This window comes from Streptosporangium sp. NBC_01469 (assembly GCF_036227305.1).
Classification (GTDB): Bacteria; Actinomycetota; Actinomycetes; order Streptosporangiales; family Streptosporangiaceae; genus Streptosporangium.
On record NZ_CP109465.1, the window covers coordinates 1,311,451 to 1,327,971 of the forward strand.

The 16,521-nt window shown below is 67.4% G+C and carries 11 protein-coding genes; 9 read left to right on the plus strand and 2 right to left on the minus strand.

What is annotated here, in order from left to right:
- Nucleotides 1-222: 222 nt before the first annotated feature.
- From OG587_RS05905 to OG587_RS05915, 3 genes are all read left to right on the plus strand, one after another.
- Entirely contained in the window at nt 223-1,083 is an 861-nt protein-coding gene (locus tag OG587_RS05905) for a helix-turn-helix domain-containing protein (protein ID WP_329087610.1), read from the plus strand.
- Nucleotides 1,070-1,273, plus strand: coding sequence for a DUF397 domain-containing protein (locus tag OG587_RS05910; protein WP_329087611.1), 204 nt, complete (start codon nt 1,070-1,072; stop codon nt 1,271-1,273). The genes OG587_RS05905 and OG587_RS05910 overlap by 14 nt, the downstream gene beginning before the upstream one ends.
- A 144-nt stretch (nt 1,274-1,417) precedes the next feature.
- Nucleotides 1,418-1,621, plus strand: a complete 204-nt coding sequence (locus OG587_RS05915; protein WP_329087613.1) for a DUF397 domain-containing protein — start codon at nt 1,418-1,420, stop codon at nt 1,619-1,621.
- 634 nt (nt 1,622-2,255) lie between these two features.
- On the opposite strand, the gene OG587_RS05920 is transcribed toward OG587_RS05915, so the two are convergent.
- The gene (locus tag OG587_RS05920; RefSeq protein WP_329087614.1) at nt 2,256-4,583 is read right to left on the minus strand and encodes a transglycosylase domain-containing protein; all 2,328 of its coding nucleotides are present in this window, start codon (nt 4,581-4,583) and stop codon (nt 2,256-2,258) included.
- A gap of 291 nt (nt 4,584-4,874) precedes the next feature.
- Between OG587_RS05920 and OG587_RS05925 the strand changes: the two genes are divergently transcribed.
- From OG587_RS05925 to OG587_RS05950, 6 genes are all read left to right on the plus strand, one after another.
- Complete coding sequence (locus tag OG587_RS05925) at nt 4,875-8,144, plus strand: AfsR/SARP family transcriptional regulator (protein WP_329087617.1); 3,270 nt, start codon at nt 4,875-4,877, stop codon at nt 8,142-8,144.
- A gap of 1,552 nt (nt 8,145-9,696) precedes the next feature.
- The gene (locus tag OG587_RS05930) at nt 9,697-11,127 is read left to right on the plus strand and encodes a hypothetical protein (RefSeq protein ID WP_329087619.1); all 1,431 of its coding nucleotides are present in this window, start codon (nt 9,697-9,699) and stop codon (nt 11,125-11,127) included.
- 76 nt (nt 11,128-11,203) lie between these two features.
- The gene (locus OG587_RS05935) at nt 11,204-12,610 is read left to right on the plus strand and encodes a M23 family metallopeptidase (protein WP_329087621.1); all 1,407 of its coding nucleotides are present in this window, start codon (nt 11,204-11,206) and stop codon (nt 12,608-12,610) included.
- A gap of 409 nt (nt 12,611-13,019) precedes the next feature.
- Nucleotides 13,020-13,382: an antibiotic biosynthesis monooxygenase family protein gene (locus OG587_RS05940; RefSeq protein ID WP_329087623.1), complete on the plus strand. Its 363-nt coding sequence runs from the start codon at nt 13,020-13,022 to the stop codon at nt 13,380-13,382.
- 102 nt (nt 13,383-13,484) lie between these two features.
- On the plus strand, nt 13,485-14,156 hold the full coding sequence (locus OG587_RS05945; RefSeq protein WP_329087624.1) for a DsbA family oxidoreductase: 672 nt from the start codon (nt 13,485-13,487) through the stop codon (nt 14,154-14,156).
- Between the two features lie 94 nt (nt 14,157-14,250).
- Nucleotides 14,251-15,207 (plus strand): phage baseplate protein, encoded by a 957-nt coding sequence (locus tag OG587_RS05950; RefSeq protein WP_329087626.1) that lies wholly within the window; start codon nt 14,251-14,253, stop codon nt 15,205-15,207.
- Between the two features lie 211 nt (nt 15,208-15,418).
- On the opposite strand, the gene OG587_RS05955 is transcribed toward OG587_RS05950, so the two are convergent.
- Nucleotides 15,419-16,471 carry a DUF418 domain-containing protein gene (locus tag OG587_RS05955; RefSeq protein WP_329087627.1) on the minus strand — a complete coding sequence of 351 codons (1,053 nt, stop codon included), beginning with the start codon at nt 16,469-16,471 and terminating at the stop codon, nt 15,419-15,421.
- Nucleotides 16,472-16,521 lie beyond the last annotated feature (50 nt).

Genomic DNA, 16,521 nt, shown 5'->3' on the forward strand with positions numbered 1-16,521 from the left:
GTGGAACCGTTGCATGGATCGGTCCGCAAGTGTCATGGCGCCCTCACCTTGAGTTAGCAAACCAGGCCGTAGGCAACCAACAATGACTGCGGCACCAGCCGGACACCCTTGCAATGCCATCACTCTTAGTAGCTGTACGACTCCTTGCAGTGTGTCGTGCAACTTACATGATCACAAGTACCTTGTATAAATTTGCTCGGCGCACGACGACGGTGATCAGGCATGCTGGTCGGCATGGCTTCTGCGAGTCCTACCGTTCGACACCGCCGCCTTGGTCGTGAGCTGCGAAGACTTCGGGAGAAGGCAGATCTCACGCTGGAAGAGGTGGCCACACCGCTCCGCTGGTCCACGGCCAAGTTAAGCCGCATCGAGAACGCTCGGACCATGCCCAGTGGCACGGACGTTGCCGACCTCTGTGATCTGTACGCTGTGGACCCGCCGACAAAAGCTGGGCTGATCCAACTCGGTCAAGATGCGGGTCAGCGTGGCTGGTGGACCGCCTACAGCGATGTGTTCGCCGGCGCCTACGTCGGCTTGGAATCCGAGGCCACGACCATCCGCACCTGGGAACCGCTGCTGGTGCCGGGACTTCTGCAGAACGAGGTCTACGCGCGCGAACTTATCCGCACGTCACGTCCGGGACTGGTCGCCACAGAGCTGAAGCGGTATGTGGCAGCTCGGATGGCACGCAAAATCAGCCTTCTCAGCTCACAGGCACCCGTGCTGCACGTACTCATGGACGAATGCGCTCTGCGCCGCCCTGTCGGCTCGCCCGGCATCATGGCCCACCAGCTCGGAGACATCCTTCAGGTCATGGACTGGCCCAACATCACCGTTCAGGTTCTTCCGCTTCGGATCGGTGCGCACTGTGGCCTGGAGGGCGCCTTCTCTCTACTGGCGTTCGATACTGAAGATCCAGAGGTGGGCTACACCGGCTGCCCAGGCGGAGACGTCTATGTAGAGGCGACGGATCAGGTGGAGAACCTTAAGCTGACGTTCGAGCGCCTTGCTGGTGCGTGCTTGTCCCCCGAGGAGTCTGCGGCGTTCATTGCTGCGGTAAGGAGTGACCATGCCCCCCTCTGACCTGAATGGCGCCGTATGGCGTAAAAGCAGCTACAGCGGCGGAAGCAGCGACAACTGCGTGGAAGTAGCCATGAACCTGCCTGGCATCGTCGCCGTCCGCGACAGCAAGGACCCATCCGGCCCCGCACTGGCCTTCTCCCCCACAGCCTGGAACGACTTCCTGACGGGCATCCGCAGCGGAGAAATCTGACCAGACCACGGGTACTGCGCGACCAGAGTCACTTGAAAAGCTGCCCTGTCGCGCGGAAGCTTGTGCTGACGTTCGAGCGCCTTGCTGGTGTGTGCCTGTCCCCCGAGAAGTCCGCGGCGCTCATCGCCGCGGTGAGGAACAGCCATGATCTCCCCTGACCTGTCCGGCGCCGCATGGCGTAAAAGCAGCTACAGCGGCCCCAATGGAGACGACTGCGTGGAGGTAGCCATCAACCTTCCGGGTCTCATCGCCGTACGCGACAGCAAGGACCCATCCGGCCCGATGCTGACCTTCTCCCCCACAACCTGGAACAACTTCCTGATGGGCATCCGCAGCGGAGAAATCTGACCAGACCACGAACGCCGCGCGGTCAGAATCCCTGAAAAGCCATCTGGCCGTGCGGCAATTTATGCTGAAATTCGAGCGCCTTTCTGCTGCGGCCCGATCCCCCAAACCGTCTGCGGCATCCAGCCGTGCTGAAAGGTTGGACGGGACCGACCGTCAAGAAGTTCGACGCCCAGCTCGTCCAGCACCGCGCCCGGGTCCGGGGCGCGGACGGGAAGATCATCTCTGACCTGTGAAGGACCCTGGCCATCGCCCCCCGCCAGGTGAGCGAGGAGGAGGCCAAAATGATCAAACAGTGGTACGGCCTCCCCTGCCGAGGCCATCGCCGACCCGTACATCAGCACCGACCTGAACGCGTCCCGGCCGCCCACCGACCATCGCGCCCGGCTGTCCTGCGGCTGTCAAGGCTGCCCTGTTTGGTCAAAGTTGCCAGAAACGGCGAGTTGCCAGAACTGGGCAACTCGCCGTTTCTGGCAACTCGGCGTGGATTCCTGTCAATCTCCTGAGCTGGAGCGGGACGATGTGCGGCCACAGGCGATCGACCAGGCCGGTCCGCAGCGCCCGCTGACGCCGCGCTGACTCCCCGTCAGCCGTCGCCCTCGCCTAGGGGTTGTTCGGACCGCCACGATCGTCGCCGTTAGTTCCTGCCAGGACCGTTGTTCCCGCCGGGGCCGTTGCCTCCGCCGGGACCGTTGTTCCCACCAGGACCGTTGCCTCCGCCAGGGCCGTTGCCTCCGCCAGGGCCGTTGCCTCCACCAGGGCCGTTGCCTCCACCGGGACCGGTGTTCCCACCAGGACCGTCGAAGCCGCCGGGATCGTCGGGACCGACGACCTCGGTACCGCCACCCTCCTCGTCGTCCCGCGGGGACGGCGCGGGCTGGCAGCTCTGGCCGCAACCGCCGAACCGCTCCGTGTTGAGCGGGGTGAACGACGTCGGCGGGACGTTCTTCAGCGCCGCCAGCATCGTGTCCTTCCAGATCGGACCCGGGATGCTGGCGCCGAACACCGAGGGGTAGTACCGCCCGCCGATCGTGATGCCGTTCAGCTTGTGGTCCTGCGAGCCGCGTGGGTCGCCGATGCTGACCGCGCCGGCCAGGTCCGGGGTGAATCCGGCGAACCACGCGGTGGCGGAGCTGTCGGTGGTGCCGGTCTTGCCGGCCGCGTCGCGGCCGATGCCGCCGACGTTCTTCATCGTGCCCTTGGTGAACACCCCCGACAGCACGTCGGCCGCCGCGTCGGCGACCTCGGGGTCGAGCTCCTGGCGGCACTTGGGCTTGTAGGCGGTGGTCTTGCCGTCGCGGTCGGTGATCCGGGTGATCGCCATCGGCGCGCAGTACTTGCCCCGGGCGCCGATCGAGGCGTAGGCGTTGGCCACGGTCACCGGGTCCATCTCGTTGGTGCCCAGCGTGAACGTCGAGAACTCCAGGAGCTTGAGCCCGTCGGAGCGGTGGATGCCCAGCGATCTCGCGGTCTTGATCGTCTCACAGAGCCCGACGCGCTGCTCCAGCTCCATGAAGAACGTGTTCACCGACCCCCAGGTGCCGGTCTGCAGGGTCTTCCACCCCGGAGCGCCCTCGTCGTTGGTGACCGTCCAGCCCGGGTCGCCGATGTTCTCGCCCTTGCAGTTCTTGAACGCCGAGTACCCCGAGGCACGGAAACCCGCCCCGGCGGTGAACCCGTCGTTGACCTTCATACCCTGCTTCAACGCGGTGAGCAACGTGAACGTCTTGAACGTCGAGCCCGCCTGGAAACCGACACCACCACCGTGCGCGGCATCCGCGACCAGGTTGTAGGACATCTCGTTCCTGTCCTCGTCATCACCGTACTTCCGGCTGGCCGCCATCGCCTTGATCGCCCCGGTACCCGGCTGGACCAGCGCCTCGGCCGCCGCCGGGTTGTCGGAGGGGTGGACCCACTTCCTGATCGCCCGATCCGCCGCCGCCTGCATGGCCGGATCCAGCGTGGTCCTGATCGTCAGGCCGCCGCGGTTGAGGAACTTCTCGCGGGCCTTGGCCGTCTTGCCGAAGTCGGGATTGTTCAACACCTCGTTGCGGGCGTAGATGCAGAAGTACGGGTACTTGCTGGACTCACACCCGCCGACCTGCTTCGTGCCCCTGTAGCCGAGCTTGGCCGCCTTCGCCTTCGCCGCCTCGGCCGGGGTGATCTTGCCCAGCTCCGCCATCCGGTCCAGCACCACGTTGCGCCGCTTCAGCAACCGATCCCGATGCTTCTTGCCCAGGTTGGGGTCGGTGGCGTTGGGGTCCTGCACCGCGCCCGCCAGCGTCGCCGCCTGCGGCAGGGTGAGGTCGGCCGCGGGCACACCGAAGAACCGCTTGGCCGCCGCCTCCACCCCATAGGCACTCGCCCCGAAATAGGCGATGTTCAGATACTTCTCCAAGATCTCGTCCTTGGAGTACTTCTCCTCCACCGCCATCGCGTGCCGCAACTCGTTCAGCTTGCGCGCGTAGCTGGCCTCCAGCGCCTTGTCCTTCTCCTCGTCGCTGGAGGCGGAGTTGAGCAGGACCTGCTTGACGTACTGCTGGGTGATACTGGAGCCGCCCTGGCTCACCCCGCCCGCGCTCAGGTTCTTGGCGAACGCGCGGATCGTCCCCTCAAGATCGATCGCACCGTGCTGGTAGAACCGGTAGTCCTCGATCGAGATGATCGCCGTCTTCATGATCTCGGCGACCTCGTCGAGTTTGACGACCTTGCGGTACTCATCGTAGAACCGCGCGATCTCGTTGCCCTTGGCGTCCTGCATGATCGTGACCTCCGCCGGCGGCGGCTCGGTGAGATCCTCGGCCCTGAGATTCAGCTCATTGGTCGCCGACATGATCCCCAGGCCCGCGCCCCCCACGGCCGGCAACGCGATCCCGGCGACCAGCAGGCCCGCCGCCACTCCGATGGCGGCGAGGCGCCCGATCTTGGACGCGGCCCCTGACTGCCCTTCACCCCGTTCAGACATAAGCCATAGATTATGGGGTTTTCCAGGTGCTCCTTGCACGTATGCGCAACGTCCGGCCATCCTCTGAAGCGGCTTGGACACCATGGCGGGAAGAATCGGCACGGGTTTCAGCGATCAGTTCATGACAAACCGCGAGTCTGACCTCATGAGAGGCCCTGTTCCGCAAAGCGGGACGAACTGTACACGGACGGTGGTAAATGTCATGATCACGCCTCATGGACACGGCGCCTTGCGGGAGGCGACCGGGGCAGTCGGACCGGAAGCCCGGTACAGGGAGCGAGGTGGCCGTTGATGGAGTTCCAGGTGCTGGGGCCGCTTGAGGTGACGCGGGACGGCGAGGAGGTTTTCGTCGGCGCCGCGTACAAGCCACGGCTGGTGCTCGCCGTTCTGTTGGCCGGCGGAGCCGGGCAGACGGTGTCGGTCGACCGGCTCGTCACCACCGTCTGGAACGACACCCCTCCGGCCTCCGCGCGGCGCAACATCCAGTTGTACGTGCACCGGCTGCGGAGCGTGCTCGGTACCGATCGCATCATCCGGCAGCCGGGGGGATACACGATCGTCACCGGCGACGGGCTGGACTCCGCCCGCTTCCGGAGGCTCGCCGCGGAGGGAAGCCGGACGCTCGACGACGATCCCGCGCGGGCCGGCCGTACCCTGCGCGACGCCATCGATCTGTGGCGGGGCCCGGCGTTCGCCGAATTCGGCGACTGCGAGCCGATCGCCGAGGAGGCGGCGCAACTGGAGCAACTCCGGCTCGTCACCTACGAGCGGTGGGCGGAGGCGGAACTGGCCCTGGGCAGGCACCGGGAACTGGTCGGCGTGCTGGCCCAGCTGGCGCGGGCGCACCCGTACCACGAGGGACTGCGGGCTCACCTCATGGTCGCGCTGAACCGCAGTGGCCGCCAGGCCGAGGCACTGGAGCTCTTCCAGCAGACGCGCGCTCTGCTCGACGAGCAGCTCGGTGTGGAGCCGGGCCCCGCGCTCCAGCGGCTGCACCAGGACATCCTTCGCGGCGACGACGAGCCCCCGGCTCCCGAGCGCGCCGCGCCCAGAACGGCGGCCACGGTGTCGGACGTCGTCCGTACGACACTGCCGGTGCCCCGGGAGCTGCCCACGAACATCCCCGGCTTCATCGGGCGCGAGGACGCGTTCGAGGCGCTGGACAAAATGGTCCCCGGGAAACCTGGCGTCGCCGACCCGATCACGATCTCGGCCATCACGGGGATGGGGGGCGTCGGCAAGACCGCGCTCGCGGTGCGGTGGGCGCACCGGGTGGCCGACAGGTTCCCCGACGGGCAGCTCTACCTCAACCTGCGGGGTTACTCGCCCGGAGCCCCGGTGCATCCCGCGGACGCGCTCGCGGGTTTCCTCCGGGCGCTGGGTGTCTCGCCGGAACAGGTGCCCGTCGAGACGACGGAGGCCGCCGCGCGCTACCGCTCGCTCATGGCGGGACGGCGGATCCTCATCCTGCTGGACAACGCGAGCTCGGCCGAGCAGGTCCGGCCCCTGGTGCCGGGCAACGCCGACTGCGCGGTGCTGGTCACCAGCCGCGACCGGCTCACCGGGCTGGTCGTCCGCGAGGGCGCTCAGCGCATCACCCTCGACGCGCTCGTCCCGGCCGAGGCCAAGGCCCTGTTCAGCCATCTTCTCGGCACGGACCGCGTACGGGCGGAACCCGAGGCCGTCACCAAGCTGGCCGAGGTGTGCGCCCACCTGCCCCTCGCGCTGCGTATAGCGGCGGCGCGTCTGCTGGACCGTCCGCACTTCCCGATCGAGGACTACGTCACGGAGCTGAGCAGCGGCAGCCCGGTGAGCGCGCTCACGATCGAGGGCGACGAGGAGACCGCCGTCCGCGCCGCCTTCGACCTGTCGTACCGGCTCCTGCCCGAGCACGTGCAGCGGGTCTTCCGGCGGCTCGGGCTGGTCGCGTGCCCCGACTTCACCCCGGCCGCGGCGGCGGCCCTGGCGGGCGTGTCCGAGCAGGAGGCGGCGCTGGCGCTGGACCGGCTCGCCGGCGTCCACCTGGTCGACCAGCACGGGCCCGACCGCTTCACCGTGCACGACCTGCTCCGCCGGTACGCCGGCGACCTCTCGGCCGCCGAGGACGGCGAGGAGGAGCGGGCGGAGGCGACGAACAGGCTGTTCGAGTGGTACCTGTCCGTGGCCGGCGACGCCGCGAGAGTGCTCTACCCCGACATGCTCCAGCTGCCCGCGCCCCCCGAGGTCACGACGCGGACGGTGGACATCGACAACCCGGCCGCCGCCATGGCGTGGCTTAGCGCCGAACACCACAATGTGGTCGCGGCGATCAGTCACGCGGTCTGGTACGGCCCCAGGCCCATGGCGTGGCTCCTGGCCGACAGGCTCCGCGGCTACCACAACTTCTCCAGGCGCATGGTCGACTGGCTCGCCACCGCGCGCGCCGCCCTGGCCGCGGCCCACGCGGAACGGAACCGGCAGGCGATGGCGGCCGCGTTCCTGAACCTCGCCCACGCGTACCACTGCCTCGCCCGCTACAACCGTTCGATCACCTACCTGAACAGGGCGATCGCCCTCAGCCACGAGACGGGGTGGACGCAGGGCGAGGCGAGTGCCCTGAGCAATCTGAGCACCACGTTCATGTTCGTCGGGCTTCCCGACGAGGCCACCCGCCCCCTGTCCAGGGCACTCGAACTCCACAGCCGTCTCGGCTCCGAGCAGGGACGCGCCAAGATCCTGAACAACCTCGCGAACGCCTGCAGACAGTCCGGCCGGCTCCGCGAGGGGCTCGACCACGCCGTCCAGGCGTTGACGCTGATCCGCGAGACCTCGGCGCCGAGGGCCGAGGCGGTCGCGATGACCACCATCGGTGAGCTCCACCACCAGCTCGGCCACCTCGCCGCCTCCTCCGACCACCTGACCACCGCGCTGGCCCGTCACCGGGAACTCGGCGATCGGTATCTCGAGGCCGACACGCTGGCGTGGCTGGCCCTGGTACGCCGCGACTCCGGCCACCTGGAGCAGGCCCACGACACCGCCGAGGCCGCGCTGAGGATAGCGGCGGACATCGGCGACCGATTCACCGAGGTCCAGGCACTGAACACGCTGGCCTCCATACGTGACCACTCCGGGGACCTCGACGATGCCCTCCGTCTCCACCGGACCGCGCTGGACATCGCCAGGGAGATCAACGCCCGCCACCTCGTGAGTGAGGCGCTCCTCGCGCTGGGCACGACCCACCACCGCGCCGGCGACCACATTGCCGCCGCCGACCTCGCCGAGCAGGCGCTGGAACTGGTCGGCGAACCCCATTTCCGCGTCGTCGAAGGGCGGGCGCTCACCCTGCTCGCCTACACCTGCCACCGGCGAGGGCTACTGGCCGACGCCGAGGGGTACGGCCGCCGAGCCCTGGACAACCACCGGGCGACCGGGCACCGGATGGGCGAGGCCCAGACCTGGGTCGTCCTCTCCAGGATCTCGCGCGACAACGGCGACACCGCCACCGCGGAGACCCAGGAACGCCTGGCGGGGGAACTGTACGCGGAGATCGGCGCTCCCTTCTCGGAGGAGCTGACCGGCTGATTCCGGCGTCCCCGGCCCCTGTACGGGAGACGGCGCGCTCCCGGCGTCGGCGAGCGCGTCGGAACCGCACCGCGGATGGTTCTCCCATCCGGAGAACGACGGGTTCTCCTCTCAGGGACAGACAGGGTTGAAGGAGCAGGGGTCATCAGCAGGCGGTTCGTCAGGAGGAGTGGGCCTGAACCAGTCGAAGGGCACAATGTCGACGGGGGGGTCTTCTCTAGGAGGAGGCGCGCTGTAGGCGGGCGAACTGTGAACGGCGGTGGCCAGCGATGTGGCTAATACGGTCATCATCGCGAGCAGCGCCAAACGCTTACGCAACATTGATGAGAGATCTCCTTCTCGACGCACCTCCGGACCTTTTGCCGAGATGCTGCGCCGATGCTATCCACCACATGTATAGCGACTGTATATCACCTGATCAGGCAGGGTTTTCCGGATACCCGTCCCTCGATGCCACCTCCCAGGGAAGGGCTCGCGGCGGCTTTTCCCCGGTAGGGTCCCGGCTCCGGGACCAGGGGACGAAAGCCGTTCGGAAGAAACGGCTCCGACCTGCCGGTAAACGACGAAAATTCGCAATAGACGGCCGCTATACCACAGATATACCGAACCGCCGCAGGATCATCCACGGCACCGGCGTTCCGGACGGGTTCCATACGGAATCCGAGCCGGCATCGGAACACGGCCGATTTTCAACGGGGCCGTCAAGCGGCCGTGTTCCGCCGCGTGCCTACTCGTCCGGGGAAGAAAACAAAAGAAAGGTCGTCATAACGCCACGGCTCTGAAACAGAGTGATCCGATGGGCCATCGCCGCGGTGACGGCGATGCCGCCCTCGGCGGAGATCCTCGCGGTGGCCCGCGCGACCGACCTGGGCCGGGAGCCGTTCGAGGGAGAGCTCGCACGGTCTCCGCCGGCGTGGGAAAGCCGCACACGGATCACACGTTCGTCTTCGACCGCTGAACGACTTTTCCACGAGGACCCCAGTGGCTCGGCTGACATCGCGGTTGGGGGCGATGCGAGCCACTGGCTCCGGAAGAACCGACGGACACCGGCCCGCCTCGGGTCCTTCATCGAACTCGTCCAGAATCTCACCGCTCGGTTCACGATCGCCCGGCGTCTCCATGAGTGCGCGAACACATGGAGACGCGGATACCTGGAGACGCGGACGCATAGGGGCGCGAACGCATGAAGACGTGAATACCCAGGGGCGCGTACCGCTCCGACGAGCACAACCCTTCTCATCTCACCGTTCCCCGATTCGTGCCCCGCGCCCGAGATGGGACGCGAAAGCGCTCCGGGCAGCTCACGCGGCAGGTTGAGCGGCGCCGCCACGGGCGCGGCGCGGCGGACTCGTCCACGCACCCGGTTTCCGAACGACCCATGCCGAGGGATCGCGGCGAGCCTCCCTCCCCACACCATTCGAACCTCCCGCTTCCTTCGAACCTTCCACCCCCTTCGAGCACCTCCCACCCCCTCAGAACCCGGCCGGCCGCCGGCACCCCCGTCGCCGACGGCCCCTTCCGGTGGCCCCCACCCCCTTCTGGAGAGACTCCGATGAACCGCAGACTCCTCTCACACGCCGCCCTGGCGGCGATGACCGTCATGGTCTCGGCAGGACTGATCGCCGGTCCCGCGCATGCCGCGGAACCGAGCCCCACCCCGGTCCCGCACGCGAGCGACGTGAACGTGGCCAGAGCCCTCGCCGCGTGCGACCCCCGGGGCACCACCCCGTCCGACGCCTCGGTGGCCACCCAGCTCAACGGCACGCTGCGGGCCAAGATGCGCGGCTACATGTCGGCCTACCGTGTCTCCTGCGCCCGCATGGTGATCAAGGCGGTCCACGACCGGGGCCTGAACCCGCGGGCCGCGGTCATCGCGATCACGACGACGATCGTCGAGACGAGCATCGACAACATCAGCGAGGAACTCGACCACGACAGCCTGGGCCTGTTCCAGCAGCGCGCCTCCTGGGGATCCAGGGACCAGCGGCTCAACCCCACCTGGGCGGCCAACGCGTTCCTGAACAAGATGATCTCGAAGTATCCGAACAACGGCTGGATGACGGCGCAGATCGGCCAGGTGTGCCAGGCGGTGCAGGTGTCGGCGTACCCCGACCGCTACCAGCCGCAGGCCGCCGACGCGCAGCTCATCGTGAACGCGATCTGGCCCATGATCTCCGCGCCGGTGGAGGGTCGTCTGTACCGGGAACCCAGCGGGACGATCGCCGTCGTCGCGGGCGGCGCACCCGTCCGCTTCTCCAGCATGGAGGAACTCAACGCCTCCGGCTACGAAGGCGCCCCCTTCACCAACGTCCCGGCCGGCTGGCTCAACACCCTGCCCCAAAGCCCCCGAGACGGCACCTACCTACGCAACGCCGCAGACGGCGGCATCTCCGTCATCGCCGGAGGCGCCAAATACGGCCTCAGCCACCCCGAATGGACCGCCCTCGGACAACCCGCCTCCATCAACGTCCCCATCCGACTGATCAACACCTACGGCGCCATCCCCCGCAACGGCACCTACCTGCGCAACCACGCCAACGGCAACATCGTCATCATCGCCGGCAGCGCCAAATACAGCCTCACCGCCGCCCAGTACGACACCCTCGGCAAACCCGCCTTCACCAACGTCCCCATCGGCTTCATCAACAGAATCGGCACCGACCCCACCAACGGCACCTACCTACGCAACCCCGTCACCGCCTCGGTCTACCTCACCGTCGGCGGCGCCAAACACGGCCTCAGCTACGACGAATGGATCGCCCTCGGACAACCCGCCCCCACCAACGTCCCCATCGAATGGATCAACACCTTCGGCGCCATCCCCCGCAACGGCACCTACCTACGCAACCCCGTCGACAGCAGCATCTACGCCATCACCAACAACCACAAAAAGGCCCTCAGCTACGACGAATGGGCCGCCCTCGGCAAACCCGACTCCACCAACGTCCCCATCAACTACCTCAACACCATCCCCAACGTGTGACCCGAAGCATGCCGGCCGGACTTCCCAATGACGGCCCGGACGAGATCACCGCACAACCCCTCGAAAGGAATCACCGATGAACCGGACCTCCGGCAGGAGTTCCCGCGCCCGCCGCACGTTCACCGTGACGGCGCTCGCCCTGGCGAGCCTCACCGTGGCCGCCCCCGCGCCGGCGAACGCGGCGGCCGCGGCGCCGGCGTTCCAGCTTCCCTTCCCCTGCGGGGAGAAGTGGCAGCTCAACAGCTGGGGGCACGCCCCCGCGCTGGACATGGTGAAGGAGCCCAACCAGGCCGGTACCGACGGAGCGAAGCTCATCGCACCCGCCGACGGCACCGTCGTCCAGTCCACCTACCACTCCAACGCCGGCAACATGATCCAGATTAACCACGGCGGCGGCTGGTTCACCACCTACATCCACCTGAAGACCCGGTCGGTCAGCGTCAACCAGCGCGTCACCCAGGGGCAGCAGATCGGACAGGTGGGCGCCACAGGACCGACCTCCAACGGCCACCCCCACCTGCACTACGAGCAGGCCTTCGACTCCAACGGCGACGGGCGTGCCAGCTGGGGCGCGCCGGGCACCGAGCGGGTCCGCCCGACCTTCAACGGCGTGGAGTACGGCCAGAGCAACGGCCAGGAGTGGAACAACGTCACCAGCGCCAACGGCTGCTCGGTCGCGCCGGTGGAGGGTCGTCTGTATCGGGAGCCCAGCGGGACGATCGCCGTCGTCGCGGGCGGCGCACCCGTCCGCTTCTCCAGCATGGAGGAACTCAACGCCTCCGGCTACGAAGGCGCCCCCTTCACCAACGTCCCGGCCGGCTGGCTCAACACCCTGCCCCAAAGCCCCCGAGACGGCACCTACCTACGCAACGCCGCAGACGGCGGCATCTCCGTCATCGCCGGAGGCGCCAAATACGGCCTCAGCCACCCCGAATGGACCGCCCTCGGACAACCCGCCTCCATCAACGTCCCCATCCGACTGATCAACACCTACGGCGCCATCCCCCGCAACGGCACCTACCTGCGCAACCACGCCAACGGCAACATCGTCATCATCGCCGGCAGCGCCAAATACAGCCTCACCGCCGCCCAGTACGACACCCTCGGCAAACCCGCCTTCACCAACGTCCCCGTCGGCTTCATCAACAGAATCGGCACCGACCCCACCAACGGCACCTACCTACGCAACCCCGTCACCGCCTCGGTCTACCTCACCGTCGGCGGCGCCAAACACGGCCTCAGCTACGACGAATGGATCGCCCTCGGACAACCCGCCCCCACCAACGTCCCCATCGAATGGATCAACACCTTCGGCGCCATCCCCCGCAACGGCACCTACCTGCGCAACCACGTCGACGGAACCATCTACGCCATCACCAACAACCACAAAAAAGCCCTCAGCTACGACGAATGGGCCGCCCTCGGCAAACCCGACTCCACCAACGTCCCCATCAACTACCTCAACACCATCCCCAACGCCTGATCTGAGAAAGGCGCGGGAGGTCCGGATGGCCAGGTCTCCCGAATCGAGCACGGCGACCTCGAAGCCGATCCGAAACCACGTGGCCTCGCCGGGCGGACACGTCGACGTGACGATCAGCGTCGGCCCACACCCCGTCAAGGCCGCCTGAAGCAGGCGCCCCATTCCCCTCCCGAACGATGCGAAGGCCCTCCGAGATCGTCTCGGAGGGCCTTCGCCACGCGGAGCCACCCTGAGAATCGAACCCCTGGCCCCCTTCATGACGGGTGAACTGCACGGCCCAGGTCAGTGGAGTAAACGCCCTACTTCGGCGCCTGCTGACATCACTTGACCTCAAGTTAAATCGAGGTCGCATGATTCAGATCAGGGCCTCGGTCCTCATCTCACATCGCCGCACAGGGGAGAACGCACTATGAGCGCGGAGACCGGTTTCTACTCGATCATCGACTACACCGTTGACGGCGCCGGTACCCAGCGTGAGCTCGTGGACGCCTTCGCCGAGATCCAGGAGCGATGGGTGCGTTTCCACCCCGGCTACCGGTCGGCCCGCTTCCACGTGAGCACCGACGGCACCCGGGTTTACAACATCGTGCACTGGGCGAGCGAGGCGGACTACCGCAACTTCGTGGAGACGTCCGACACCGAGGGCCGGATGGCCGCCATCCAAAAGGCTCTGGAGGGACTTTCCGGTAAGGCCGAGGCGCGCATGAGTGGAGTGCCCACCTACACCGTCATCCGCGAGATCGGCCCGGGGCCGCAGACAACCGGTTCCTGATCCGACCGACCCAATGGGCGCGAACGCCTCGCTGTCGATGGACCGGCTCCGTGTCGCCGGCCACGTCCAGCGGCTGGTCCGTCATATGCCGAAAAGGAAATCATGAAGGTTGAAATCTACGCTGACGTGCTGTGCCCATGGTGCTTCATCGGGAAGAGACGTATCGCAACCGCTCTGGCACAGGTCGCCGACCGCGATCGGCTGGAGATCGTCTGGCGCAGTTACGAACTCGCCCCGGAGGCAGGCCGGATCCCCGGCCCGACGGCCGCCGAGGCGATGAAGGGGTGGTGGGGCGACCAGGCGCCCGCCAGGGTCGCCCGCATCCAGGCGATCGGTGCCGCGGAAGGCCTGGAACTCAACCTGCACGCCGCCCGGCCGGTGAACACCTTCGACGCCCATCGGCTGTGCCACCTGGCCGTCAAACACGAACTGGCCGACGAGGTGATGGAGCGTCTGCTTCGCGCGTACCACACCGAGGGCCTCAACATCGCCGACCCGCAGACGCTGGAGCGCCTGGGGGTCGAGGCCGGGTTGGATGCCACCGAGGTGCGCGCCACCCTGGGCGGTGACGCCTACGCCCAGGCCGTCAGGGCCGATGAACGCCGCGCCACCGAGCAGGGCGTCACCGGTGTCCCTTCGATAGTGATCGACGGAAGACTCCCCGTCTCAGGTGTCCAGTCGCCCGCCGAGCTTCGGCGACTACTGGAGGACGCCTTGGCCGCATCACATGCCACACATGGATCGGTCCGTTATACGGGATTTAATCCGTTTTAATCTTGCCAAGATCTTCAAGGTGATAGAGATTGGCAGGTTCTCTGACACCGCCAAACGAAACAGGACGAATTCTGATATGCCGTATCTGTCGCGGATGATCACTCGTAGGGGTCTGTTCAAGACCGCCACCGGCACCGCCGCGGCGACGGCCCTGGGCGGCTTCGCCGGCGTCCGGGGCGCCGCCGCCGAAACCGCGGCGGACCGGTTCGACCTGACCGCACCCGCGACGCAGTTGATCTGGAAGAAGGCCCTCTACGACGAGACGGTGCTGCAGTCGTTCGGCTTCGACAACACCAACGGGCACATATACGTGGTCCAGGTGAAGAACGGCTCGGGGTCGGCGGCGGCGGGCAACCTCTGCCTGACCAAACTCAGCCTGACCGGAACGGTGCTCGGGCACATGTACCTGATGGGCTTCGGGCACGGCGTCCAGATCGGAGTGGAGCCGTCGGGGACCTCGGCCTACCTGTGGACCGAGACCAACGCCGTGAGCGACGGCGCCAACGCCTGGGGCAACAGGCTGGCCCGGTTCAAGTTCGTCAACGGCCAGACCCTGACCGCGTCCTCCTCCGCTCTCACCAAGTACGCGCCGATCGCGGGCGCGACCAGCACCACGTGTGCGATCGACCCCTCCACCAAGCGGTTGATCATGCGTTACTGGGTCGACGGAAAGGCACGCTACGCGGCGTACTCCCTGTCCGCGCTCAAAAATGGAACGGCCACCCCGCTGTTCGACATCGCACAGCCGTCGGGGCTGGGCGTCTTCCAGGGCTACGCCGCCCACGGGAACTATCTGTACCTCCTGGACGGCACCTCCTACAGCACCTCCAACCCGGCTCCGGGCAACGCCTACATCACCTGCGTCGATCTGCGCACGGGCAGTAAGGTCCAGCGGTCACTCACCCAGGCGGGCAAGTCCCTGGACTTCCGGGAGCCGGAGGGCATGGCGATCCAGATCGCGGGCGGCGCGCCCCGCCTGTGCCTGGGACTCGCCTCGGGCGTCGAGGGAGCGAGGAAGGCCAGCATCTTCTACAAGACCGCCCTCGTCTGACAGCCGAGGGCGTCCCGGTTTCCGGTCGCCCCCGACCAGGGCCGGGGGTGACCGATCCGGCACGGCGTGAACGCCCTTACTCGCCGTTCAAGAACGAGGCGATCCGCACGGTGCTGGACGGAGACCGCCCGGTCGTCTGGGCCCGCCACCCCCGGTGGCCCCGGAACTCGTCCCCATCGTCGACCTTTTCAAGACTCCGGCCCCGAGCTCATCACGTCCTGGCCCGGCTGAGGGGCGGGCGGTGAGCCCAGGTGGCCCAGCGCCAGAGCCACTCGATGGGGCCCTGGCGGTAGCGGCGCAGCCAGAGGGTGGAGAACAACCACTGGGCCGCGAGGATGGCTCCCGAGGCTAGGAACGCCGCCTCCGAGGACTGGCCGACCGGCAGGCCGAGGATGTGAGCGGCCGCCAGGACGAGGAGTGTGGCGGTCAGATAGTTGGTCAGTGCCATCCGGCCCAGCGGCGCGAAGATGGCCCGCAGCGCCGGTCGCAGCGGCGTTCTGAGCAGGACCAGCAGGGCACACACGTACACGCCGGCGAGCAGCAGATCAGTCAGGCCGGAGGTGAAAGACGGCTGCGTCGTGTCCGTTCCAGTCTGCATGTTGGCCTGTCCCCACAGGACGGAGGCCGCCCCCGCCGCGAAGACAAGGCCCAGCAGGAGCGGCCCTCGGGTGGACCGCTCGATCTGCTCGATCACCCCGTATCGGACCAGTGCCGAGCCCAGCAGGAACAGCCCGGCGACCAGCAGGGGCCCGCCCCCACCAAAGATCAGCGCCGCCGGGATCAGTGCGGCGGCGAGGCCGGCCGCGGCCCACCGCGGCAGCCAGGTCGAGGGCAGTAGCACCAGCATGCCGACGAGGGCGTACTTGGTCAGGATTTCGCCCGGCCACAGCAGCATATGCGCGAGGCCGATCGCGAGCAGCGCCAGAAGCCTGCGCAGCAGGACCAGCCGTGGGCGGGGGACGCGGTTCGCGGCGGAGTTCAGCAACAGTGAGAACCCGATACCGAACAGCAGGGAGAAGATCGGGAGCCCGAGCCAGGGGTCCCAGTCGCCCATGGGCCGCGTCACGACGGCGGTGCCGTGGTTGGCTATCAGCTGGATGTTGGCGAGCAGGATCTCGCACAGCGTGAACCCGCGCAGCACGTCGAGCGCGATGATCCGGGGCCGATCCGGGGAGGCGGCGGGTCCGTCCTGCGCGAGACGGTGGCCGGGGTGGCTGGTCGGGCCCTTGGGGTGCGGTTCCTGGGGGAGATCTTCGCGTGGCATGGGGCCTCATCCTGCAGGGCCGCCCGGGGAACGGCACCGGTCGAAAGCAG

What these genes read in the sequence shown, in the direction of transcription:
- OG587_RS05905 (WP_329087610.1), top strand. Translation starts at nt 223, where the DNA reads ATGCTGGTCGGCATGGCTTCTGCGAGTCCTACCGTTCGACACCGCCGC.
- OG587_RS05910 (WP_329087611.1), top strand. Translation starts at nt 1,070, where the DNA reads ATGCCCCCCTCTGACCTGAATGGCGCCGTATGGCGTAAAAGCAGCTAC.
- OG587_RS05915 (WP_329087613.1), top strand. Translation starts at nt 1,418, where the DNA reads ATGATCTCCCCTGACCTGTCCGGCGCCGCATGGCGTAAAAGCAGCTAC.
- OG587_RS05920 (WP_329087614.1), bottom strand. Translation starts at nt 4,583, where the DNA reads ATGTCTGAACGGGGTGAAGGGCAGTCAGGGGCCGCGTCCAAGATCGGG.
- OG587_RS05925 (WP_329087617.1), top strand. Translation starts at nt 4,875, where the DNA reads ATGGAGTTCCAGGTGCTGGGGCCGCTTGAGGTGACGCGGGACGGCGAG.
- OG587_RS05930 (WP_329087619.1), top strand. Translation starts at nt 9,697, where the DNA reads ATGAACCGCAGACTCCTCTCACACGCCGCCCTGGCGGCGATGACCGTC.
- OG587_RS05935 (WP_329087621.1), top strand. Translation starts at nt 11,204, where the DNA reads ATGAACCGGACCTCCGGCAGGAGTTCCCGCGCCCGCCGCACGTTCACC.
- OG587_RS05940 (WP_329087623.1), top strand. Translation starts at nt 13,020, where the DNA reads ATGAGCGCGGAGACCGGTTTCTACTCGATCATCGACTACACCGTTGAC.
- OG587_RS05945 (WP_329087624.1), top strand. Translation starts at nt 13,485, where the DNA reads ATGAAGGTTGAAATCTACGCTGACGTGCTGTGCCCATGGTGCTTCATC.
- OG587_RS05950 (WP_329087626.1), top strand. Translation starts at nt 14,251, where the DNA reads ATGATCACTCGTAGGGGTCTGTTCAAGACCGCCACCGGCACCGCCGCG.
- OG587_RS05955 (WP_329087627.1), bottom strand. Translation starts at nt 16,471, where the DNA reads ATGCCACGCGAAGATCTCCCCCAGGAACCGCACCCCAAGGGCCCGACC.